This is a genomic window from Cytobacillus sp. FSL K6-0129 (assembly GCF_038007625.1).
GTDB lineage: Bacteria > Bacillota > Bacilli > Bacillales > Cytobacillaceae > Cytobacillus > Cytobacillus kochii.
Window position 1 is genome coordinate 2,635,967 of the sequence record NZ_JBBOXM010000001.1, and the last position, 22,853, is coordinate 2,658,819.

Below are 22,853 nucleotides of genomic sequence, written 5' to 3' on the forward strand. Positions count from 1 at the left end.
AGAACAACGGTTTCATGAGAACATTTTATGAACAAAAAAATCCGAGCCTTTATGACAGCTCGGATATTCCTACTTGTTTTTCCTTTTCCTTATGATGAATGGTTTTCAAACGAATGTAGAAACCGATTGCCGCTGCAGTTAGCCCTACGGAAATACCAATCCAAAAACCGTATGCCTCAAGCTCTGTAAAGGCAGCTAAACCATAGCCAACTGGAATACCAATCACCCAATAGGATATAAAAGCAATGATAAATGGTATTTTCACATCTTTATAGCCTCGTAAGACACCTTGTAATCCCGCTTGAGCCGCATCTGAAATCTGATAAAAAATAGCAATCACAAAAAAGTTAGCCGCAAGTAAAATCACTTGTGGATCATTCGAATAGATGGCGGCAATTTGTTCTTTGAAGAACAACAAGAAAATAGAAGCAAAGCCCATAAATGCCATTCCACCTATAACACCAAGCAAACTGTATTTTTTTGCGTTGTCTAAACGTCTGCCCCCAACAGAGTACCCGATCATAATTGTCATCGCCATTGATAGACTAAGAGGAATCATAAATAATAAGGAAGTGAAACTAAACGCCACTTGGTTGGCTGCTACTGTAATCGTTGAAAACATCATACCAACTAAAAGGGTCACAACCGCAAAAATACTAGATTCAAAGAAAATTGTTAATCCTATTGGAATTCCAATGGATAATTGTTCTCTCCATGCTTTTATTGATGGCTTAAACCAAACTTTCCCAATTTTGTAGTTTCTTATTTTACCGATTTTAAAACTGATCAATATACTAATGATTAGAATGAACCAATACGTAAAACCCGTTGTATAACCTGCACCAACTCCGCCGAGCCTTGGAAAACCAAAATGACCAAACACTAAGCAGTAGTTCAAGAATATATTTACTGGTACCGCTAATATGGTAATGATCATCGTGATTTGTGTGAATCCTTGTGCATCAAAGAAGTTCCTTAGCACATTGTATAAAAATAACGGCACAATCCCGATTGATAAGCCAAGTAAATAATGAAAAGCAATATATTCAACATTTGGAGCCAAGCCCATTAAACTTAAAATCGGCTCCAGGAAAAAAATACCGATTAAAAGTATAATAACAGCAATAATAGCAGCTAAGTATAACGCTTGTGTCACACTATAGGATATTTTCTCCTTTTTACCTTGTCCTAGTAAATGCGACACAATAGGAGTTATAGCAAGCATAATCCCATTGATCCCTGTAAATACCGGCATCCATATATTGGACCCAATTGCCACTCCAGCCAAATCATCCGTTCCAACGCGGCCAGACATCATCGTATCCGTTAAATTCATTGCATATAGCCCTATTTGCGTCACCATAATCGGCCATAGCACTTGCAAAAATAGCTTAATTTTCTCATTCCACGTTTCTGCATGATACATCTTGTATTCTATCTCCTGTTTCGTCTGATTTTAACGATTATTTATTTTAGCACTGGAATGATGTTGTTTCAATCGAACATCAGAAGTGGATGATAACATATCACTAGCTGGAGCCCACCTTGCATAAAGAATAAGATCCCCTGTTGTCCCTGCTGGAATAACCGTTACCACCTGCCCCGCAGTATTATACCAATTCACAAATCGGTAACCACGTACTGGTCCTGGTGGATTTAATATAATTGGCAGTTCTGAGGCTGTGTACGTTTGTGGGTTTGGACTCACCGTTCTAAATATATTTTGATAAGTAATTGTATCATTAGGTAATCTGACCAACAGGACTTGCGTATTGTCATCACTTAAACGAATCACCCAATCCTCAAACTCGGTTGTCGGCTTAAAAAATTTATCCGCATCTGATTGTACTAAGATCGGATAAGTTGCGGTCGATTCAGCAACTACGATTGGTGTACCAGCATCATTTGGTGTGACATAATTGGTTAAATCTAATTGCACAACAGTCCCTTGGATAAGCGGTGCGGTAATGTAGGCTACGTTACTTCGACCAACAATATAAAGCCCGTTCGCATCCCCAAGCTGATCTTGCATGAGTAGAATACCACCATTATATATACCTGGTGCAGTTTCAGCCATATTCACACCAATATCCCCAACACTATTACTACCTACAAAAGAAATTTCACCTGTATTAAAAATACCTCCGCCAACTAGGGCAGCTTCATTACGTTCAACTAGAGATTCTGTTATCCTTGTTTGGCTATTTGTATTCGTAAATATGCCTCCACCTGTTTCACCAGCATAGTTATCAGTTACTTGAATATTAGTGAGAACGACTTCTGTAATATCATTAACAAACACACCGCCGCCACTTTCAGTTACCCGATTATTTCTTATGATACTCTCCATGATTTGAAGCCCCGCATTTAAATTGACAAACACACCTCCACCATTAGCAGCAATATTTTCGAATATCGTGCATTGGTCGAATATCGTACTTGTTTCATTATTAAAGTATACCCCACCACCATTAAGGTTGGCTTGATTAGAGAAAATACGGCAAAGAGATAGAGTAACCGTTGCATTTGAATTGATAAATAAACCAGCTCCATTACTGGCAATATTGTCCGCCACTTCACAGTTAACGATATTTATCACACTATTAATGTTAGCAAAGAAAGCTCCACCATTACTTGATGTCGAATTTCCAGTTAGCAAAACATCGTTAAAGGCGATTTGAGATCGCTGGTTAATATACAAGCCGCCTCCATTTTTTAACGCAGTATTGTTTGCGATGCTACCTCTCATGAAGCTCCCAATAACGTCCGGGTTGATTAAGACCCCACCTGCCCCCCTCGTATCAGTTGGTTCTGTTGATTGATTCCCGATAATATCCGTATCAGCAATAGTAAAACTTGTACCTGTATTAAAGTAAATGCCCCCACCAACGGTTGCGATATTATTGGAGATAACTGACCCATTAATAGTGGCACTTCCTTGGTTCACAAAAATAGCTCCACCAAAGCTAGCACAAACATTCTGCACTAACATTGAATCGGTGATATTCGCATGTGCACTTGAAGCAATATATATACCTCCACCAAACTCTGAGGCATCACAATTATAAATGGTTGAATTGTTTACATTACAAATAGCAGATCCAGTTAGATAGAAGGCACCTCCCCTTGGCACAGAAGAATTTTGCAAGGATGAATCGTTAAGCGTTACAATACCCGTACCTGTACAAAAAACAATCGAAGAGGCGACAGTATTTTGTTTATTACCATCTATAGTTAAACCTTGCAAAAGTAGGTTCCCATTTGTAGCAACATTAAAAAGGTATCCTGTAAACCCCGTAAGTCTGGTCAAGATAATAGATGTATTTTCCCCACTTATCTCCACTGTGTAGTTAATTGATAGAGTTGTTTCAAGATCAAAACTATCCGTAACCGTAATAACATCCTCTTGATTACTAATTGCCGTTTGCAGTTCTGCAAATGTTGAAACCGAAACCATCATGTTCACTCCTATCTGAGCATGTCCTTTTATAACATATGAAGGACTGGACTTACTGGTGAAAAAGAATGACAGTGGCACTTTTATCGGTTATAATTTTGGAAAAGAAAGGATGATGTTTTTGACTGTTTATAAACCACTCGAAGCTTCGACTACTCTCCGTTTTTATCGAGCAATCCACAGTCGCACCGAATTACCTCCAGAATCTGCGTACTATCTTCAATCTTTACAAAAAGGCTATAATGGTGAGAAGAATTGGGCCACCTATCTGAATGAACTCCCGAAGAACATCCCGATTCTATATGATCTTCAATTTGAAGTGAACCAATCTACGATTCAAATTGATGCCCTCTGTATTCTCCAAAACAAACTAGTACTTTTTGAAGTAAAAAACTTCCAAGGAAATTTTTCAGTAGATGGAGATAAGTGGTATAGCCCCTCTCACAAAGAAATGAAGAATCCCCTCAACCAGATCAAACGTGCCGAACCCTTATTCCATCAATTCTTAAAAAAGTACCAACTTAACATGCCGTTTGACTATTACCTTATTTTCGTCCACCCTACTTTTATCCTCTACGGTGCCTCTCATCAAGAACAACTCATTCTTCCAGGACAAATCCCTGAATTCTTGGATGGTCTCAAACAACAAACCTTTTCACCCCAACGGTTGCACACAAAAATTATTGATACCTTATTAACAAATCACATAAACGATATCCACTTGCTCCATAAACCTGAATATCACTTTGATCAGATGGCGAAAGGGCTATTTTGCGGGGTTTGTGGAGGGAAGATGAAAAGAAAACATAAAAAGACATTTTCCTGCATGAAATGTCATCACTCTGCTACAGTCAACGATACTGTCTTATACAATATTCAAGATTATATGGCACTTTTTCCAGAACGTAAGGTAACTACGGCTAATATTTTTGACTGGATTGATGAAGAGGTTAGTAAGAGATTCATTAACTATTTCATGCTTAACAAATTTGAAAGTCATGGCTTAGGAAAATCTACTTATTATAAACAAAACAAATATTGACTGTAACTTAGGATCTAAGAGGAAAAACCATTTGTTACGATTACGCATCTACCTTTTTGATATCTTACACGCGCGCAATTCCCGTTTTCTTTCCTTTCCCTTTTGCGCGTATCCACCATTTACGCGCATTTCCTGCTTTCTTTCTTTTCTCTTTTGCGCGTATCCGCCTGTTGCGCGCAATTCCGGTTTTCTTTCCTTTCCCTTTTGCGCGTATCCACCATTTACGCGCATTTCTCGGCTTCTTTTCTTTCTCTTTTGCGCGTATCTGCCTATCGCGCGCAATTCCGGTTTTCTTTCCTTTCCCTTTTGCGCGTATCCGCCTGTTGCGCGCATTTCCTGCTTTCTCCCCTTTCCCTTTTGCGCGTCTCCACCATTTACGCGCATTTCTCGGCTTCTTTTCTTTCTCTTTTGCGCGTATCCACCATTTACACGCATTTCTCGGCTTCTTTTCTTTCTCTTTTGCGCGTATCCGCCTTTTACGCGCATTTCCTGCTTTCTTTCCTTTCCCTTTTGCGCGTATCTGCCTGTTACGCGCATTTCTCGGCTTCCTTCCTTTCTCTTTTGCGCGTATCTGCCTGTTGCGCGCAATTCCTGCTTTCCCCCCTTTCCCTTTTGCGCGTATCCGCCTTTTACGCGCATTTCTCGGCTTCTTTTCTTTCTCTTTTGCGCGTATCTGCCTGTTGCGCGCAATTCTCGTTTTCTTTCCTTTCCCTTTTGCGCGTATCCACCATTTACGAACAATTCCTGCTTTCTTTCCTTTCTCTTTCGCGCGCAGTATTTACCCCAAATCAACTTTCATTTATATATCAATCAATTACGCACCTACACAAATACCTTTTCCAAAAACACAAAAACCCCCACAGACCAAAGCCTGCGGGGGTTCCATTAATTATGATAATACTGCTAATCTTTCTTTAACTTCTTCTTCAGTTAACCCGTGCTCTGCAATGTAGCGGTTGCGTGGATGTGAGCGGCATTCTTCGGAACAGCTACGTAAATGTTTGTGTTCATTTTCCTCAGAACAAAGGATTTTTTTGTTACATTCTGGGTTGGCACAGTTGACGTAACGTTCACATGGCTCACCAGAATAGTAATCCTTACCTACAACTACATGTTCTTTGCGGTTGACGGGTACTGCGATTCTTTCATCGAATACATATAATTGGCCATCCCATAGATCGCCTTGAACTTCGGGATCTTTTCCGTAAGTGACGATACCACCATTCAGTTGACCGACATCTTTAAAGCCTTCTTGAAGTAACCAGCCAGAGAATTTTTCACAACGAATACCACCAGTACAATAAGTGACAATTTTCTTCTCGCCTAACAATTCTTTATTATCTCTTACCCATTGAGGGAGGTCGCGGAAGTTTGTAATATCTGGGCGAATGGCACCACGGAAGTGACCTAAGTCATATTCATAATCATTTCTTGCGTCTAAAACAACTGTATTTTCATCATTTAAGCTCTCGTAGAATTCCTTCGCACTTAAATGTTTACCTGTTAATTGATTTGGATTGATATCGTCTTCTAATCGAAGAGTAACTAGCTCTGGACGATAACGTACTTTCATTTTTGGAAACGCATGTTCATCTACTTCATCGATTTTGAAAATCATATCAGCAAATCGTGGGTCTGCTTTCATATGCTCGATGTAGCGGTCTGTTTGTTCTACAGTACCTGAACAAGTCCCATTAATTCCTTCATCTGCAATCAAAATACGGCCTTTTAATCCTAGTTCGTTACAAAATGCTTTGTGTTCAATCGCGAACTCTTCTCCGTTTTCAATTGGTACGTACATGTAGTATAACAATACGCGATAGTTATTCTTTTCTTCCATTTTCTTCACCTATTCTTTTTATATTTGCAAGATATAATGGTTCAATAGGTTTTTTACACCATTTTCTTACTGACAGTATTATAACAAAAAAACGCTAGGAAATAATGTCGATTTATTGACCTTTTTTTGGTATTCTTACCCGACTAACAGTTTATCCACCGCAATATAATTTCATACTTAATATAAAAAATCGAAAAAATACTTAATTTTACCTATATCTGAACATTTAAAATTATTGATAAATATACAAAATTTACTTATTATAAAAGGAAAAGGAGGTATGTTTATGAGCCTTGCACCAGTAAGTTTTGGAGAAATTCTCAGCGATCTTCGTCAATTTAAAAAACTATCAATTGAGGATTTAGCACAAGGAATTTGTTCGTCAGAAGAAATCATCGAATATGAAAAAGGCAAGAAGTATCCAACATTAGATCAGTTATATGAATTGGCTGAACGGTTGAATGTAGAAGTCAGCCATTTCATTGACTATGCATCATCAAGTACCTTCAATTATGTTACGGCTGTTTTTTTATTAATTAAGAAGTATAAGCGTGAACGTGATTATCAAGCGATTTATGGGATTATTGAACAAGAGAGGGATAACCCTTTATTTAAGCAGCGAATTTCTATGCAATTTATGCTTTGGCATGAGGGGATTTGTGAGTATTATTTACACCAGAATGAGGATGATGCGGTAAAACTCCTTTATCAAGCAATCGATTTAACGAACCCTGATAGAAGTAGACTGACTGAGAACGAAATTGAAATTCTTACGAGCTTAGCGATTATTAAACTTGAAGAAAAGGACTTCATATTTGCTTCTAATATGTTTGAGGATGCGTTAGATAATTTGGATTCGCTTCCGCATATACTAGATCCGAAAGTAAAATTGCGGATTTTGTATGGGTTGTCACAAACATTAGCAGCAATGAATAATTATGAGGACTCGTTGAAATATAGTAATTTAGGGATTAATTATTGCATTAATAATGAGATTCTCTATTTATTTGGGGAATTTTACTTCCAATCGGGCGAAAGTTACATCAAAATTGGTGAGATAGATATAGGTACGGAGTATATTAATCGGGCAAAATCTATCTTTTTACTACAAAATGATGAAAAATTTGCCAAATTAGTAGGGATAGAGCTAGATAAATTATTAGAAAAGTGTTAATATTTGTATTGTAAGATATTTCTATATTGAAAGGAGAAAGGAAAATGAAAAAATTCGTTTCTGCATCAGTTGTTGCACTTTCAATGGTTGCTTTCGGAGGATTTGTTGGAGCTGAACCGCTACCGACCCAACATGGCGCTGAACCACTTCCTACTCAGCACGGTGCTGAGCCGCTTCCAACTCAACACGGATCTTCACCACTACCAACTCAACATGGCGCTGAACCGCTGCCGACTCAACATGGTGCACCACTACCTACCCAACATTAATAAGGTTTGAGCAAAAGCACTTTCCCGCCAGAAGGTGCTTTTTCTTGTTAAAAGGAACGCCGTGGGCTTAGTAAGTGTTTAAGGTCCACTGCCAATTGTTCGACATATTTCTCTACATCTACATCCCCTTGACTCATTCCATTTTCGTGCGCCTTCAATAATAATTCTAGTAGATTAATAGGGTTTTCTGCATCCAAACCAAACTATCCTCCTAGTATTTCTTAGGAATATTATACTAAAATTCCCAATATGAATCAATATTAAATTGTCAAAAAATTTCCGTTTTTGTAAATATACTTATATGGAAGCATTTAAATATATCCTTCCACCTAATTCACCCCCATTTTTCAACATCATTTGACATATGTCTGCTCATTCGATGATAGTCGACATTTTTCTTCGACAAGAACTTTATCATAAGCTGTCACATTATGTCGTATGTTTCAAGAACCAAGTCGAAAGTCCTCGAAAATAATGTTTTTTCATCTTATTTTGTAAAAGGTTGTAAAAAATATAATTCTATAGACGATATTATGATAGAATTGACGAAATCTTGGAGTAAAGGAGAGATTACTAGACGTGAAAAAACATATGGTGTCGATGGCCACGATTGCTGTCGTTTCCTCTGCTTTTGCCGCTCAAGCGTCCGCTGACTCAACTCATACTGTAAAACAAGGAGATACATTATGGGATATAGCTAAGAAATACAATACATCTGTTTCTCAGCTAAAAAAATGGAATGATTTAAACTCAGACTTCTTACAAATTAACCAAAAGCTCATTGTCTCTAGTGAAAACTCAGCACCTGCAAAAGAGAATAATTCTTCTAATCAGTCTAGTTCAGGTACATATAAAGTGGTGTCAGGAGATACTTTATCTAAGATTGCACGCCAACATAATATGACTGTCAAAGCTTTAGTAGATCTCAATAATTTAAAAGGCGATCTCATTTTCCCAGGACAAGCACTTAAAGTGAATGGTTCATCCTCAAGTAATTCTGGAAATGCTTCTTCCAAACCATCAAGCGGTTCAAATGGAAGTAGCGGGAATTCCAATTCCAAGAAGGATACATATGTTATTCAGCCTGGAGACACACTAAGTGGCATCGCTAAAAAGACAAACACGACTGTTAGCAATTTAAAAAAGTGGAATCAGTTAAGTTCTGATTTAATTTTTGCCGGAAAAAAATTATATGTAACCAGTAATAATGCTGGTAAGGATACAGAGACGAAGCCGTCTAATCCAACAAATGACAATATCTCAGGAAATGCCGCTGCCATAATTAATGAGGCTAAGAAGCACTTAAATACGCGCTATGTTTGGGGCGGATCAACGCCAAGTGGGTTTGATTGTAGTGGATTTATCTATTACGTACTGAAGCAAACAGGAACAAACATTGCGAGAACAAACGCCGAGGGTTATTTTAGCCGTTCGTATTATGTAAACGACCCTGTACCCGGTGATATTGTTTTCTTTGAGGGTACTTATAAAAAAGGAATCTCTCACTTAGGGTTTTATATCGGAAATAATCAATTCATCCATGCTTCATCAAGTGGTGTTATGATCACCAGCTTAGACAACCCTTATTGGAGCAAACATTTTGATAGTTTCAAGCGACTTTATTAAACAAGTTTATCTTTACAGTCAATGGTAAATAAATAAAAGGGGGGTCCATGTCAATTCACCCCCTTTCAATTTCTAAAAGAGGTGAATCGAATTGAGTATCTTTATGTTTATTAGCATCATGACATTGATATTGCTTTTAATTAGTTTTCTACTGATCTTTTCAAAGCTCTATCGAAAAACAGCTACACGATTAAGTCTATTGATTTTACTTTTCGGTGCCGTCTCTTTTCCTCTGTTTTCTGTGATGTACCAAGTGCGAACAACGAATTATCTAATTGATTTTTCAACAATCGGAACCGTCTTTTTTCTTACTTGGACTTTAGTTGTCATTACACTTCTTGGAGGTATTTTCTTTCGTTTTCGAGTGAATATTTCCGAAGAAAGTGAGATGTACCGTCATTAATTCAAGGCTTGAACGATTACTTTCTGGAATAAGTCTTTCTCCTCCAAAAATGGATAATGATTGCTATTTTCAAAAATAAATAGCTGTGATTGGGGTATTTCTTGGTGGATTTCCTTCGAATACTCAACCGGGCACTGGACATCATAACGTCCACAACAAATGTTCGTCGGTATGTTGATTTGCTTTAATTTCCTTGTTATATCAAAAAGAACGGCTTCTCTACTGAAAAAATCCAACCTCACCCCTGACATATCCTTACATATGTTGCCCGTAAAATATTGGGTGTATTTTTCGGGTTCAAATAGAGAAAGCTGGATACGTTTCTTTTTTAACTGTTCTTTATCTATTGCAGTTACATTTGGCTGAGTTAATGCAAATTGATACTGTTGCATTTCAGCAAATTTGGGATGTTTTTCATTATAGATGCATGCTGAGGACTCTGTGTAGTCTCTTGCTGCTGAACCCACAATAACAAGTGATTCTAACGAAGACTGATGAAGCAGTGCATAAAGAAGGCCAATCATTCCACCTGTTGAATGACCGGCATAAATCCATCTTTCATACCCTAATGCTACTCTTATTGCCTCTATATCTAATACGCTATCTACCATACTATATTCATATGGCTCATGAGCTTGCTCTGATTCTCCCACCCCGCGTAAATTTATTAACGTTACGCAAAAACGCTTAGAGAACGTATCAGCAAAATAGTCTCCTGTTTCATTAAAGACGGCATAAAGATGCGCAACGCATAAAGGCTTTCCAACTCCCTTTTGAAAGATTTCAAACACACCTCTTTGGGTTTGGAGCATTTTTCTTTTCCACATCCTTCTCCACCATCCCTACTTTAATGATACTTGCAAGATACTTCTGAAAATACACCGTTTTTCTCAATCGTTAATGATCGGTCACCTGACTCCTCATAACAGCGCTCAATAATCTGTTCATTTTCGACATGTTGGTTATATATTTTGAGCATAATAACCATCGCAGCACCCAGGATAAACACACTTCCTAATAATAGTATAAGTAATTTCACCTTATCTTTTTGCATTTTCATCCCTCCTTACTCAAACACATAATTAAATAACAAACTGAGCAAACTAAAGTATTCTTTTTATATAGGGAGCTCAACATATGATATTCTTAGCGATTCTATTGATGGTTTGTGGATTATTTATTATCAACGGCATTTATGCCTATCAAACGAAGCACATTGATACCTTTTTTCTTTCTACACTTTGGTACTATATTAAACTTGTTCCTTTATTTATTGCTGCCAGTTTAATGATTGGCTATGGTGTAAAGTTTTTAAGCAAACATGTCGATAACCTTTCTTTTTCCCTCATCGCCTCTAAAGGGATTGAGATTCTTGTTAGTCTAATCATTGGCTACCTCTTTTTTAAAGAAACACCTACTCTTCGGACAGGGTTCGGAATTGTAGTGATATTGGTTGGTTTTTGGTTATTAAAAGGTAAATGAACATGATTTCTTAAAAAGATCGCACTTGCGATATCAGATGTTGGAAAAGAGAACCCTTCACTGGTTCAAATAAAACGGGCTTCATCGTTCCACTGTATGTACAGCAAATATATTCATCATCTATTACGCGCAAATAATCTAATAAAAAGTGATTATCAAGAAATACTTCTACATCACCTTTCCCTGATAACTCTTCAATTGGTTGCCATTCTTCAATCCTGCCTATTTGTTTGGCATTGGAAGATATCCGCAGTCTCCCATTTTGTATTTGTAATTTAATATGATGATTCTTCTTAGCATCCGAAAAGAGTGCTGCTCGCTCAATTCCATGTAAAAAGGTTTCAGTATGGATATGAAAAGAACTGACCTTTTGCTTTGGAATAAAATCACTTGTGGCCGGATATCGTCCTTCTATCAGTCTTATATAAAAATGACAATGTTTACTTTTCAAAGCTAGATGGTTTTTAGAAAGTGATAATGTAACCTCTTCCTCTGTATGTAAGCTAAGTTTCGACCATTCAAGTAGACTTTCACTTGGAACAATCATTTCTGTTTCTAACTGTGAAGGTATCGTCAATGAACTAATAGAATAACGATGAGCATCTGTACTTATGAAAGTGAGCTCGCCATGACGAGCAACGATTTTAACACCCGTTAAGACCGGACGATTGTCATGAACAGCAGCAGCAAACACTGTTTGCCGGATGAGCGTATGAAGTTCTGCTGCATTCAATGAAAGAACCCCTTCTGCTGGCACATCAGGAATATTTAGTGTCTTTACGTTTGTTAAAGAGAAAATTCTTGTATGAATTTCTTCTGATTGAATGTTAATCGTACTATGCTCACTCAAGTAAATATGTATATTAGCTGGTAACTTCTTAATAATATCAGAAAAGTATTTGGCAGAAATAATAACAGAGCCTGTGCGTTTAATGATGAGCCCCTCGTCCATTTCGGAGGGTATATTTATTTCCATAAGCACATCTTCATTTCCAGCAATGAACGTGACTTGATGATTGCTTACAATTATTTTCATAGGAGATTGACTATTTTTTAACACCTTACCAATATTTTTTAGTATGCCCTGCAATGTAGACTTATAAATGGTTAATTCCATGTTATTCTTTCCTCACTTTATCGCTATGTCTAGGCTATACATTCGGTAGAAACATGTCGAATCCTGCCAGTAAGTACTAATTTTTATCGCCAGAACAGGGAAATCATAATGAAAGATACTTGTTCACTTACAATAAAAATAACAGGGTTTTAAGCAGCGGGATTATGATTATGTGATGAGTTTTCGCTATTGAGATGAGCTGGATTTATTTATTATACGTCCAACTAGTGATTTGCGCCCAAGCACCTCTACTTTCACGTCCGTATGTTGGAAAATCAAATTAAACACCTAGGAAAAGAGGATAAGCTCCATACACACCCTACAACTTGAATTCACTTATCTCAGGACTAACCTGGGCTATTTTGTTTTTTCTCCTCTCTTGTGTTCGCATCTTCATTTGCTCATAAAAAATACCCCATCTATATAGAAGGAGTAAGTTCATTTTTCTAGATTCCTTTATGCTCTGTCGCCAACAACAGCAATGCGTTCATTTACATGTTTGCCTTGTTCAGCTTCATCAAGGACAGCGATAGCAAAGTCTGCATAGCTTATATAACTATCTCCTTGATTGTTGAAGAATAGTTTATCTTTTCCTTTTTGATAGCTTCCGCTTCGTTTACCTTCTGCGTCGAAGAAAGCACCTGGGCTGATATATGTCCAGTTGACGTTTTGGCTGTTTTGAAGTAGCGCTAAATCTTTCCCCATTTGTGTAGCAGTTGGCAGGTAAGCTTTAGGAAAATCTGCTGTTTCATATAAACGAGTTTCTTCGTCTACATATAAACTACCTGCACCACCAACAACGATTAGCCTAGATTGCTGACCTTTTAGCGCATCAATTAGTACTTTGCCTGCTTCCACATGTTGTTCCTCTTGGCCTTGAGGTGATTTAAAAGCATTCACAATGATATCGTATTTTTTTACGTCCTTAGCTTGTATATCGAAAATGTTTTTTTCTATCACTTCTACTTGGCTATTATTTATTCTTCCTGCATTTCTTACGATTGCCGTTACTTCATGCTCTCTGGCTACTGCTTCATCCAAAATGAATTGACCTGCTTTTCCACTAGCCCCGATAATAGCTATTTTCATAATAAAAATACCTCCTTGTTGTAATTAAGTTGATTACATGTAATCATTATAGTTACAGGTATCTTTTTTGTCAATTCTCACCTTTTTCCTTTTCTTGTGATTGCGGTATAATAATATTCACTATGATTCTTCCTTTTAAAGAAAGGTGATAAACATGACCATAAGCAGTCGATTTGCTGTGGGAATTCATATATTAACATTACTTGAATTAAATAAAGAGATTAATACCTCTGAAACGATAGCAGGCAGTGTTAATACAAATCCAGCCGTCATTCGCAAAATTATCGGGATGCTGAAAAAAGCCGATCTCGTTGAAGTCCACCCTGGGAAAGCTGGGGCTAAACTTAAAAAAGGCTTAGCAGACATTACTCTACTTGACGTCTATCAAGCCGTTGAAGTCGTTTCGGAAAATGAGTTATTCAGTCTCCATGACCAACCGAACCCTGATTGTTTTGTAGGGAGAAATATTCAACAAACGATAGAACCTATTTTTATCTCAGCACAGCTTGCCATGGAAAAGGTTCTTTTAAATGTGACGCTTGAAGATGTTGTAAGGGAAATTGATAATAAATAGAAGGCGCCCCGAGGTCCATTTTCGGGCGCTTTCTATTTGTTAAAGTAACGACTATCTCGTGTTATAATATCATTATTTTCACTATTACAAATTCAGTAGGGGCGGAGCAGATGAAGTGGAAAAACTTTGGCTTAAAAGGAAAAATGATTGCTTTAATTAGCTTACTCATTTTGCTTGTATTTTTGATTTTTACTATTTATTTATTTCGCTACCTATCCGATATGGTTGAAGAACAAACAGGACAAAAAGCGTTAAGCTTAGCACATACAGTTGCCAATATACCTGAAATTCAGGATGCCTTTGAGCTAAGTAATCCCGCTTCTACCATTCAGAAAATCATTACACCTATTCAAGAGGCATCAGGAGCTGAGTTTATTGTTGTTGGCAATAGAGATGGCATTAGATATTCTCACCCTAACCCTGATTTTATTGGGAAGAAAATGGTTGGCGGCGATAATAAACGGGCGATTTTGAACGGTGAATCTTATCAATCTAAAAAAGAGGGAACATTGGGATTATCTATTCGGGGGAAAGTACCGATTAAAAAGGATGGGGAAATCATTGGTGTCGTTTCCGTTGGTTTTCTCAACGGGAATATTCAAGAAATTATTCAAGATAAGAGCAAACCACTATTCGTTGCACTCGTATTAGCGATTTTATTAGGTATGGCTGGGGCCGTTTTAATTACTAACTATATAAAAAGAATATTATTTCATATGGAGCCGGAGCAGATCTCTCAATTATATTATCAAAATAAAGCGATTCTACAGTCCACACATGAAGGAATGATCGCTGTTGATCATTTAGGACACATCACTGCCGTTAATAAGAACGCGAGAGAGATTATCGGGACAGATGCCGAAGAAAGCGAATTTATAGGGCGCGAGATTCGCGCATTACTGCCAGTTCCTCAGCAGATAACAGGACTTATTCGTGATCAAGAATTAATATTAGGTGAGACGATTATTCTCCTAAACGGAGTCTCCCTTCAAGGAGAACAGCCTGGGGCCGTTTATACCTTTAGGAAAAAAACAGAGTTAGCAGGCGTAGTCAAAGAATTGAGTCGAATTAAACAATATGCTCATGCACAAAGGGCATTTACCCATGAATTTTCTAACAAAATGCATATCATTCTTGGACTATTACAAAATAATGAAACGCAAAAAGCGATGTCCTTTATTCGTAAAGAAAATCATTCGCAAATGACCCGTTTAAATTTTTTAACGAAAAGGATTGCTGATCCCCTATTGCAAGCATTATTACAAGGTAAGTACAATCAGGCAAATGAGTGGGGCATCGAGATGACGATCCATGAAGAGAGTAGAATGATGATATCATTTTCGCTAGAAAGACAGAATGCTATTTTAACAGCACTAGGGAATATTATTGAAAATGCCTTAGAAGCTGTAAGAGGCCAAAAAAATGGCGTGCGCGAAGTAAGTATTTATTTTACAGATATCGGAAATGATTGTGTTTTCGAGGTTCAAGATTCAGGTACTGGCATTGAAGACAAGTTGCTGGAGAAAATCTTTGATCAAGGATTTACGATGAAAGAAGGCGACTATCGTGGGGTAGGCTTAGCTATTTCTAAAAAAATGATTAACGACGTAGACGGCGAGATTCTTGTAGAAAGTGGGGAAAATAGTGGAACGAGTTTTATCATTATTTTACCAAAGAAGGGAGAAGAGTAAGGATGGAAAAATACCACGTATTCATCATTGAAGATGATTTCCGAGTAGCAGATATTAACAAAAGTTATATTGAGCAAAATCATCAATTCTCCGTTAAAGAGGTTGCTCGAAGCGCTGCGGATGCACTACTTTATTTAGAAAAGAATGCTCATGAAATTGATGTTATTTTTCTAGATATATATATTCCTGATGTGGAGGGTATGTCATTACTTTGGAAAATACGTTCGCTTTATCCATCCATTGATATCATTATTATTAGTGCTGAAAAACAAGCCCACTCTGTTAGAATCGCATTAAGAGCAGGGGTATTTGATTATGTAGTGAAACCCGTTAGTATGGATCGACTCCTCCAAAGTTTAAATCGCTATGAACGTTTTAGACAACTATGGTCAGATGAGCAATTAGATCAAGAACAAGTGGATGAACTAACAAACGTATTTCATATTCATCCTACCCATGTGGAAGAAGAGCAATTACTCCCAAAGGGCATTGATGCGATTACGCTAGAAAAGATCCTACACTTGTTTGAAGGGTTAGTAGAAGAAGGTTTAACAGCAGTTGAATTAAGTGAGCAAACTGGTATAAGTCGCTCAACCTCTCGTAGATATTTAGAATATCTCGTATCTATGAATCGGGTAGAGACGCGACTCATTTACGGTAGTGTCGGTCGACCACAAAGAAAATACGTGATCTGTTCATGAAACTTATGAACAAAATAGATAAGAAAGAATAATATTCAGATTATGAACAAAATATTCTTTCTTTTTTCTCCTCGTGTTATTTTCATACTAATCTTATTTTTATGATATTTGAAAACGCATTCATCAATGAATGAACGAAGAGGGGAAGGAAAAAATTGAGTTTGAGTTTAATAGGTATTATTACAATTATAATTATTGTCGCTTTACTGATTAGTGGAAAAGTCAGTCCGATTGTTGCGATGGTGATTCCACCAATTATCGGCGCTATGCTTGCAGGATATAGTTTTGCTGAGGTTGGGGGATTTTTTGAAAGCGGTATAAGTTCTGTTATTAACGTCGCAGTCATGTTTATGTTTGCTATTATTTTCTTTGGTATATTACAAGATGTTGGCCTATTTGATCCGTTAATTAATAAGCTTGTTTCCTTTTCAAATGGAAATATTATCGCTGTAACGGTCGGTACTGTATTGGTCGCAACAGTTGCTCACTTAGATGGCTCAGGTGCATCAACATTTTTATTAACCATTCCTGCACTATTACCTCTGTACAAACGATTAAAAATGAATCCTTACCTATTACTTCTGTTAATTGCGGGAAGTGCAGGGATTGTCAATATGATTCCTTGGGCCGGCCCATTAGGAAGAACAGCGTCGGTATTAGAAATGGATGTAACGGAGCTTTGGAAGCCGCTTATTCCTATCCAATTAATTGGGTTATTATTAATACTCTCATTGGCTGTTTATATGGGTATAAGGGAGCAGAAACGTATTACAAAAATGTATGGTTCCTTAGAAGCAGCTGCTGCGATTGAAGTTGCTGAAGACTTCCATGATCAAGAAGCAGAAAAGGCAGCGGCAAATCACCTCGCTAGACCCAAGCTAATTTGGGTCAATGCAATCTTAGCCCTGCTCGTCTTAGGGGTTCTCGTATCAGGTATTATCCCTGCAGGACTGGCCTTTTTAATTGGTGTTAGTATCATCTTACCTATTAACTTTAGAACAGTCGATGAGCAAATGGCGAGAGTTAAAGCTCATGCACCAGGAGCAATGACAATGGCATCCATTATCATCGCAGCAGGTCTATTTTTAGGTGTCCTCAATGGAACCGGTATGTTAACAGCTATTGCTGAGGATGCAGCTAGTATTCTACCTGCCTTTATTGGCCCATTTGTCCATATTATCGTTGGAATATTTGGTGTTCCTTTTGATCTAGTCTTGAGTACTGATGCATATTACTTTGCTTTATTACCAGTAGTTGATCAAATTGCAGCCACATACGGAGTCGCCTCTTTATCAACGGCTTATGCTATGATTATTGGTAATATTGTTGGTACCTTTGTCAGTCCACTTGCTCCAGCTGTTTGGCTTGCCCTAGGTCTTGCTGGCCTTGAGATGGGCAAACATTTACGCTATTCGCTCTTCTGGCTTTGGGGACTAAGTATTGTGCTCGTTCTGACTGCTGTAGTCATTGGTGTGATATAAATATGATTCGTTCGCTACTAATCTGCAAGTTCTGCTTGTTTGTTAGTAGCGATTTTCTAATTAAATGACTAACCTTTGATCTGTTTTCAATGCATCCAACCATTTTATCGTCAACAGTTTTGGCAATGCGGACATATCATGATGAAACTGGACAAATTTATCGCATTTATAACGAATCTGAGCTAGTTGAATCTCATATATTCGCTGTGGTCAATTCTCCATAAACCTCTTTTCTTTTATTAGTCGCGGTTCTCGCTTTTACGCTACTTATCTTTTCCTTACTCCTTTTTTTAGTCGTGATTCTCGCTACTGCGCTACTTATCTTCTCCTCTCTTCTTTTATTAGTCGCGGTTCTCGCTTTTGCGCTACTTATCTTTTCCTTTCTTCTTTTTTTAGTCGTGATTCTCGCTTTTGCGCTACTCATCTTCTCCTCTCTTCTTTTTTTAGTCGCGGTTCTCGCTTTTGCGCTACTTATCTTTTCCTTTCTTCTTTTTTTAGTCTGGATTTCTGCTTTTGCGCTACTTATCTTTTCCTTTCTCCTTTTATTAGTCGCGGTTCTCGCTTTTACGCTACTTATCTTTTCCTTTCTCCTTTTTTTAGTCGTGATTCTCGCTTTTGCGCTACTTATCTTCTCCTCTCTTCTTTTTTTAGTCGCGGTTCTCGCTTTTGCGCTACTTATCTTCTCCTCTCTTCTTTTTTTAGTCGCGATTCTTACTTTTACGCTACTTATCTTTTCCTCTCTTCTTTTTTTAGTCGTGATTCTCGCTTTTGCGCTACTTATCTTAGAAAAAAACGGTGTTTAGACGACATTATATTATTTTCTATTTGAAAGAGTCCGAGGGTGAAATGATAGTAAAAATCACTTTCACATCTAATAATTCTTTTTTTCAATTCCATTTATCATCTATCTTTTATTGTTTCCTTTATCCATTTTTAGTACAATTAAGAAAAATCTTACTATTAATCTAGTAGAGGACGTGATGTGCATGAAACCTCAGATCACTGTGATTACACTAGGAGTCGATGATTTAGAGAAGGCTGTTTATTTTTATCATCATGGTCTTGGATTTCCGACAGACGGAATTGCTGGTACAGAATATGAACATGGTGCTGTCGCTTTCTTTGACTTACAACCAGGTTTGAAAATGGCATTATGGAAACGGGAGGATTTGGCTCATGATGCTCATATTCAGCAGGGGCCAGCTAGTGCCACGGAGTGTTCACTTGGTCACAATGTGAGTAGTAAGGAAGAAGTAAATACAATCATGCAGCGTGCAAAAGAAGCAGGTGCGACGATTACAAAGGATGCGCATGAGACTTTTTGGGGCGGATATGCTGGATATTTTCAAGATCCGGATGGACATCTTTGGGAAGTTGTATGGAATCCAGCTTGGTCTTAATTGAGGGATGATGAAATGAAATGGATAACTGTATTAAATAGTCTGACTCTCATATTATTCACCGTTCTTTTTTTTGCTGATTATTTTCCTAAAAGTATCGTAGCAGAGACAATACCACAAGGCATCTTACTTCTTTTGTTAATTGGCACCCTAATTGGGAAGGGGTATCTGGACAAACATGCCTACAGTTTGAAAGATCAAATCATTTCCTTTCTTTATATGATCTTTTTAATGAGTCTATTCACTTTTCTAGGGGGGAAATCTCAAATCGGCTTTTCTTTTGATGGTTATCTCTTCTGGTTTTCAAGCATCATTCCCTCCATCAATATATATAAAGAGTGGAAAGAGATGAAACAGGAGAAGATTATAACAGCTAACTAGAAACGCCATGCTTATTTGTGACGTTTTTGATCTTCCTTCTTTTCGAATTTGATGACAGCTTGCCCAATTGTTACTAATAGCATCAGCATTACTCCTACACCTACGACTAAATAAAGTATCGTAAACCATTTACTTATTGTTGTATCTGGCACTAGACCTGTATTTACACTGGAAGGAATAAGACTGACAAATGCATAATAAAAAGAATCAATCCAATTCCACCCCTCTTGATTGTGATAAAACATCGTACCAGAAAAAAGAATAAATAGCAGAGTTGTTAATAACGATTTAAATACAGGTTCCTTCATTGCTCTATACACTGCCGACAGCAGTCGGCCTATTGTGATAACTAAGGAAATCATCCACTCTTGTCCTTTCTATTGATTTCCTTATTAGTTTGTATCAACATTCATTTTTATACTCTTTACCTATTAGTCATAAGGAGTGAAATACAGATGAAAGAAAAATTCAAAATTGCTATCATCTTAATTTTGATCGCCTCACTTGTTTCCTCTTTTGTACTCTTCTTTATCGGATATTATCTTGTCGGTTTTTTTGTTGGAGGGTTATTCATATGCATCGCTAGTATTATTGGCCAATATGCGAATCAAACAAGTGCAATGTATGTGCAAAAACACAATAGAAGAGACCTATAACGTTACCTTTCAAATATTTGCATACGCTTTTTCTCTATTTCCTGTAGTTTATTCTGCATGACATCTTTTTCACCCCTAATTTGATGAAGCACTGCCTGCACTTTTCTTTTTGTTTTCTCTGTCTCGTCGTAACTATCATTAATCTTTCCATGAACTACCCAATCAACAATGATACCATCGAAGAAATAATCAGCAAAGGTTAACAGATTACCGATCTCATGTTGAGAGGAAAAATGGTTGTCTATATCCAAAAGCTCTTCTTGGAACTGTCTTAACAACCGTTGTGCAATATGGATCGCTGATTTCGCCTGATCTAAATGGCTATGCTTCATCGCAGTAGAAAGGGCTCCGCCACCGAACATATCAAAAGTGGACCAACTTTTTGACGAAGAGAGTGAATCTAAAGCTTGATCAAATGCTCTTACTGTCCTGCTACCAACTTCAATCGCTTCTTCAAATTCCTTTAAATTCGCGTGCACTTCCGCTTCTTCATTTGCCAAATCAAATAATCGCTTACTTCCCATCTCATCATGAGAGTGAATCATTCGCTCTTTTTCTTTTAATAATGACTTATATTGCACATCTGCATCGGCAACTTCTTGCCACTTCCCTTTATATTCAATAAGCTCTGCATTCATATCATCAATCGCTTCAATCGCTTCTGTATATTTCAATTTGGCCGCTAACACCTCTTGTTGTTCTTTATCTAACTTCTCAAGTTTTTGGCCTGTAATCGTATAGAAAATGTTTGTTAAACTAAATCCTTCTAGCTTTTTCACATCTTCTTTTTCTTTTTCTAACTGAATTTGTAATTGTTCCTTCTTCAGGCCCTCTTCTCGAATATGGTCCGTCAGACGTTCTATATGCATTTCGTATTTTTGTTTTTTTCTTTGATTATCCTTCGTTTTAGCCAAACGCTCATTAATATTCTGAAACATTGCCATCCCCCTTGGAAAGGTTCTAATGATATCTTTACGTTTTAAATGGAATAAAGTTTCATTTCTTAAAACGATCTCCTGTGTTTGCATAAATGATGGTAAAAAGAAGAAGGGCTACAAATAGAACCATACCTAGTATATAGAGCCAAGTTAATTTCAATAGATCACTTAATGCCCATAATAGGAGGCTTAAACATATACCATAGATTACCTTGCTCATGAATTTACACAAAGCGACCCGATTGTATTTAGCTTTCTCACTATCCGACATTGTATTAAAACCCGCAATTAACCATGCACCTTTTCCTTTTGATAGAACAATAGCGAATATAAGGAATGGGATAAGGATGATGAAGTTAATAATTGCACTTGTCATGTTTGACTCCCCTTTTTGTTGCTACTATAAAAATGAGATTACCAATCATTTTATGGACGTTATCAAAAAATTGCGTATCTAAATTACGGAAGTGTTCGAGGCCAGCTTCTTCTGCTCTGACTCGATTTGGCGCTATCAACTCAGACTACCTTAGCTTATCTACCGACTGGATCTCGATTTAACAGTCTTAGCCTGCAAACTTAAAGAATTACCATTAAAATCGGAACCTTTTAAAATAGCGTTCATCATATCCAAGTCGTTTGGATGCTTCATTACCAGCTTCAATCACTCGTTTCGCCATTTCAGGAATATGATAGTCGTTCATTCTTTGAATCGGACCCACAATATTGATTGCACAAACAACTTTTCCTGTATGATCCCGGATGGGGGCCGCAATTGATTTTGTTCCTTCAGTTAATTCTTCTGTACTGACAGCATAGTTCTGTTTCCTCACTTGCTCTAGTTCATTTTCCAATAGATAAGGATCTGTAATGGTATTAACTGTATAGTTAAGCAAACCCTTACTAATGATTTCTTGCAACAGAAACTCTTCATTAAATGCAAGTAGAACCTTCCCTGTACTCGTACAATAGGATGGGTTTTTACGACCGATATGTGTAAGAATTCTTACTGGATGATGACACTCCTCTTTATGAATGTAAATTGTATCTAATCCATCCAAAATCGCTAAATGTGCAGTTTCACCTGTTATATTGACCAATTTACTTAATACAGGTGCCGCTTCCTTATAAATTTCTAAATTGTTTGTTACTATTCCACCTAACGTTAACACGGATAAACCTAAGCGATAGCCTCTCGAGTCATCATCTTTAATTAAAAAACCTTCATTAACGAGCGTTGACACTAATCGACTAACTGTACTTTTCGCAAGATCTAATTCTTTTGCCAACTCACTCACTGTTCTAACAGGTTCATAAGTAGAAAAACTTTTTAAGATCCTTAAAGCATTTCGAACAGAAGAAAGCAGTGTTTTCTCCTTTGTTTTCAATTCTGTACCCCTCCATTGTTTAATATAAAAGAACAATATTTATCTCTATAATAATATTTTTTTCTAAAAAAATGAAAAAATCAATCTATTTGTTCCACATAGAAGAACTAAAAGGTTTGCTGTTGTTCTTCCATTTTTTATAATGAA

27 protein-coding genes are annotated in these 22,853 nt (G+C 37.2%); 13 read left to right on the plus strand and 14 right to left on the minus strand.

Features of this window, described 5'->3' with window-relative positions; translation table 11 throughout:
- Window positions 1-49: 49 nt before the first annotated feature.
- Complete coding sequence (locus MHI57_RS13165) at window positions 50-1,426, minus strand: MATE family efflux transporter (RefSeq protein ID WP_340976748.1); 1,377 nt, start codon at window positions 1,424-1,426, stop codon at window positions 50-52.
- 30 nt (window positions 1,427-1,456) lie between these two features.
- Entirely contained in the window at window positions 1,457-3,457 is a 2,001-nt protein-coding gene (locus tag MHI57_RS13170) for a hypothetical protein (protein WP_340976749.1), read from the minus strand.
- Window positions 3,458-3,515: 58 nt separating this feature from the next.
- Here MHI57_RS13170 and MHI57_RS13175 point away from each other — a divergent pair, with 58 nt between their 5' ends.
- Entirely contained in the window at window positions 3,516-4,499 is a 984-nt protein-coding gene (locus MHI57_RS13175) for an NERD domain-containing protein (protein WP_340976751.1), read from the plus strand.
- A 48-nt stretch (window positions 4,500-4,547) separates the two neighbouring features.
- Here MHI57_RS13175 and MHI57_RS13180 read toward each other — a convergent pair whose 3' ends face one another.
- Window positions 4,548-5,240, minus strand: a complete 693-nt coding sequence (locus tag MHI57_RS13180; RefSeq protein WP_340976752.1) for a hypothetical protein — start codon at window positions 5,238-5,240, stop codon at window positions 4,548-4,550.
- 148 nt (window positions 5,241-5,388) lie between these two features.
- Entirely contained in the window at window positions 5,389-6,339 is a 951-nt protein-coding gene (gene trhO, locus MHI57_RS13185) for an oxygen-dependent tRNA uridine(34) hydroxylase TrhO (RefSeq protein WP_224936709.1), read from the minus strand.
- Window positions 6,340-6,625: 286 nt separating this feature from the next.
- Here trhO and MHI57_RS13190 point away from each other — a divergent pair, with 286 nt between their 5' ends.
- Complete coding sequence (locus tag MHI57_RS13190; RefSeq protein ID WP_095371653.1) at window positions 6,626-7,513, plus strand: helix-turn-helix domain-containing protein; 888 nt, start codon at window positions 6,626-6,628, stop codon at window positions 7,511-7,513.
- 44 nt (window positions 7,514-7,557) lie between these two features.
- Window positions 7,558-7,782, plus strand: coding sequence for a hypothetical protein (locus tag MHI57_RS13195; RefSeq protein ID WP_095371652.1), 225 nt, complete (start codon window positions 7,558-7,560; stop codon window positions 7,780-7,782).
- 47 nt (window positions 7,783-7,829) lie between these two features.
- On the opposite strand, the gene MHI57_RS13200 is transcribed toward MHI57_RS13195, so the two are convergent.
- Window positions 7,830-7,979: a hypothetical protein gene (locus MHI57_RS13200; protein ID WP_281203165.1), complete on the minus strand. Its 150-nt coding sequence runs from the start codon at window positions 7,977-7,979 to the stop codon at window positions 7,830-7,832.
- 382 nt (window positions 7,980-8,361) lie between these two features.
- On the opposite strand from MHI57_RS13200, the gene MHI57_RS13205 reads away from it, so the two are divergent.
- The gene (locus MHI57_RS13205) at window positions 8,362-9,408 is read left to right on the plus strand and encodes a C40 family peptidase (protein ID WP_095371651.1); all 1,047 of its coding nucleotides are present in this window, start codon (window positions 8,362-8,364) and stop codon (window positions 9,406-9,408) included.
- 91 nt (window positions 9,409-9,499) lie between these two features.
- Window positions 9,500-9,811, plus strand: a complete 312-nt coding sequence (locus MHI57_RS13210) for a hypothetical protein (protein ID WP_095371650.1) — start codon at window positions 9,500-9,502, stop codon at window positions 9,809-9,811.
- Here MHI57_RS13210 and MHI57_RS13215 read toward each other — a convergent pair.
- Both MHI57_RS13215 and MHI57_RS13220 read right to left on the minus strand, forming a co-directional pair.
- On the minus strand, window positions 9,808-10,638 hold the full coding sequence (locus tag MHI57_RS13215; protein ID WP_340976757.1) for an alpha/beta fold hydrolase: 831 nt from the start codon (window positions 10,636-10,638) through the stop codon (window positions 9,808-9,810). The genes MHI57_RS13210 and MHI57_RS13215 overlap by 4 nt on opposite strands.
- Before the next feature lie 20 nt (window positions 10,639-10,658).
- Window positions 10,659-10,865 carry a hypothetical protein gene (locus MHI57_RS13220; protein WP_307318260.1) on the minus strand — a complete coding sequence of 69 codons (207 nt, stop codon included), beginning with the start codon at window positions 10,863-10,865 and terminating at the stop codon, window positions 10,659-10,661.
- A gap of 83 nt (window positions 10,866-10,948) precedes the next feature.
- Between MHI57_RS13220 and MHI57_RS13225 the strand changes: the two genes are divergently transcribed.
- Window positions 10,949-11,293, plus strand: a complete 345-nt coding sequence (locus tag MHI57_RS13225) for a hypothetical protein (RefSeq protein WP_095371647.1) — start codon at window positions 10,949-10,951, stop codon at window positions 11,291-11,293.
- 10 nt (window positions 11,294-11,303) lie between these two features.
- On the opposite strand, the gene dnaN is transcribed toward MHI57_RS13225, so the two are convergent.
- Both dnaN and MHI57_RS13235 read right to left on the minus strand, forming a co-directional pair.
- On the minus strand, window positions 11,304-12,410 hold the full coding sequence (dnaN, locus tag MHI57_RS13230; RefSeq protein WP_340976759.1) for a DNA polymerase III subunit beta: 1,107 nt from the start codon (window positions 12,408-12,410) through the stop codon (window positions 11,304-11,306).
- 456 nt (window positions 12,411-12,866) lie between these two features.
- A complete protein-coding gene (locus MHI57_RS13235) occupies window positions 12,867-13,499 on the minus strand; it encodes an NAD(P)-dependent oxidoreductase (protein WP_340976760.1) in 633 nt (210 codons plus the stop codon).
- A 154-nt stretch (window positions 13,500-13,653) separates the two neighbouring features.
- Between MHI57_RS13235 and MHI57_RS13240 the strand changes: the two genes are divergently transcribed.
- From MHI57_RS13240 to MHI57_RS13255, 4 genes are all read left to right on the plus strand, one after another.
- Window positions 13,654-14,073: an Rrf2 family transcriptional regulator gene (locus MHI57_RS13240; protein ID WP_095371644.1), complete on the plus strand. Its 420-nt coding sequence runs from the start codon at window positions 13,654-13,656 to the stop codon at window positions 14,071-14,073.
- A 110-nt stretch (window positions 14,074-14,183) separates the two neighbouring features.
- On the plus strand, window positions 14,184-15,764 hold the full coding sequence (locus tag MHI57_RS13245; RefSeq protein ID WP_095371643.1) for an ATP-binding protein: 1,581 nt from the start codon (window positions 14,184-14,186) through the stop codon (window positions 15,762-15,764).
- A gap of 2 nt (window positions 15,765-15,766) precedes the next feature.
- A complete protein-coding gene (locus MHI57_RS13250; protein ID WP_322909824.1) occupies window positions 15,767-16,465 on the plus strand; it encodes a response regulator in 699 nt (232 codons plus the stop codon).
- Window positions 16,466-16,620: 155 nt separating this feature from the next.
- Window positions 16,621-17,946: a CitMHS family transporter gene (locus tag MHI57_RS13255; RefSeq protein ID WP_340976765.1), complete on the plus strand. Its 1,326-nt coding sequence runs from the start codon at window positions 16,621-16,623 to the stop codon at window positions 17,944-17,946.
- Between the two features lie 193 nt (window positions 17,947-18,139).
- Here MHI57_RS13255 and MHI57_RS13260 read toward each other — a convergent pair whose 3' ends face one another.
- Window positions 18,140-18,370: a hypothetical protein gene (locus MHI57_RS13260; protein WP_340976766.1), complete on the minus strand. Its 231-nt coding sequence runs from the start codon at window positions 18,368-18,370 to the stop codon at window positions 18,140-18,142.
- A gap of 562 nt (window positions 18,371-18,932) precedes the next feature.
- Between MHI57_RS13260 and MHI57_RS13265 the strand changes: the two genes are divergently transcribed.
- Together MHI57_RS13265 and MHI57_RS13270 are read left to right on the plus strand one after the other, a co-directional pair.
- Window positions 18,933-19,346 carry a VOC family protein gene (locus MHI57_RS13265; protein ID WP_095371638.1) on the plus strand — a complete coding sequence of 138 codons (414 nt, stop codon included), beginning with the start codon at window positions 18,933-18,935 and terminating at the stop codon, window positions 19,344-19,346.
- 15 nt (window positions 19,347-19,361) lie between these two features.
- Complete coding sequence (locus MHI57_RS13270) at window positions 19,362-19,727, plus strand: hypothetical protein (protein ID WP_340976767.1); 366 nt, start codon at window positions 19,362-19,364, stop codon at window positions 19,725-19,727.
- A gap of 11 nt (window positions 19,728-19,738) precedes the next feature.
- Here MHI57_RS13270 and MHI57_RS13275 read toward each other — a convergent pair whose 3' ends face one another.
- Window positions 19,739-20,089, minus strand: coding sequence for a potassium channel family protein (locus MHI57_RS13275; protein ID WP_095371636.1), 351 nt, complete (start codon window positions 20,087-20,089; stop codon window positions 19,739-19,741).
- 93 nt (window positions 20,090-20,182) lie between these two features.
- Between MHI57_RS13275 and MHI57_RS13280 the strand changes: the two genes are divergently transcribed.
- On the plus strand, window positions 20,183-20,383 hold the full coding sequence (locus MHI57_RS13280; protein ID WP_095371635.1) for a hypothetical protein: 201 nt from the start codon (window positions 20,183-20,185) through the stop codon (window positions 20,381-20,383).
- Between the two features lie 2 nt (window positions 20,384-20,385).
- On the opposite strand, the gene MHI57_RS13285 is transcribed toward MHI57_RS13280, so the two are convergent.
- The 3 genes from MHI57_RS13285 to MHI57_RS13295 all read right to left on the minus strand — a co-directional run bounded on the left by MHI57_RS13285 (window position 20,386) and on the right by MHI57_RS13295 (window position 22,706).
- Window positions 20,386-21,321, minus strand: a complete 936-nt coding sequence (locus MHI57_RS13285) for a hypothetical protein (protein WP_095371634.1) — start codon at window positions 21,319-21,321, stop codon at window positions 20,386-20,388.
- A 58-nt stretch (window positions 21,322-21,379) separates the two neighbouring features.
- A complete protein-coding gene (locus MHI57_RS13290; RefSeq protein ID WP_328198291.1) occupies window positions 21,380-21,697 on the minus strand; it encodes a DUF3784 domain-containing protein in 318 nt (105 codons plus the stop codon).
- A gap of 214 nt (window positions 21,698-21,911) precedes the next feature.
- The gene (locus tag MHI57_RS13295; RefSeq protein WP_340976770.1) at window positions 21,912-22,706 is read right to left on the minus strand and encodes an IclR family transcriptional regulator; all 795 of its coding nucleotides are present in this window, start codon (window positions 22,704-22,706) and stop codon (window positions 21,912-21,914) included.
- Window positions 22,707-22,853: the final 147 nt, after the last annotated feature.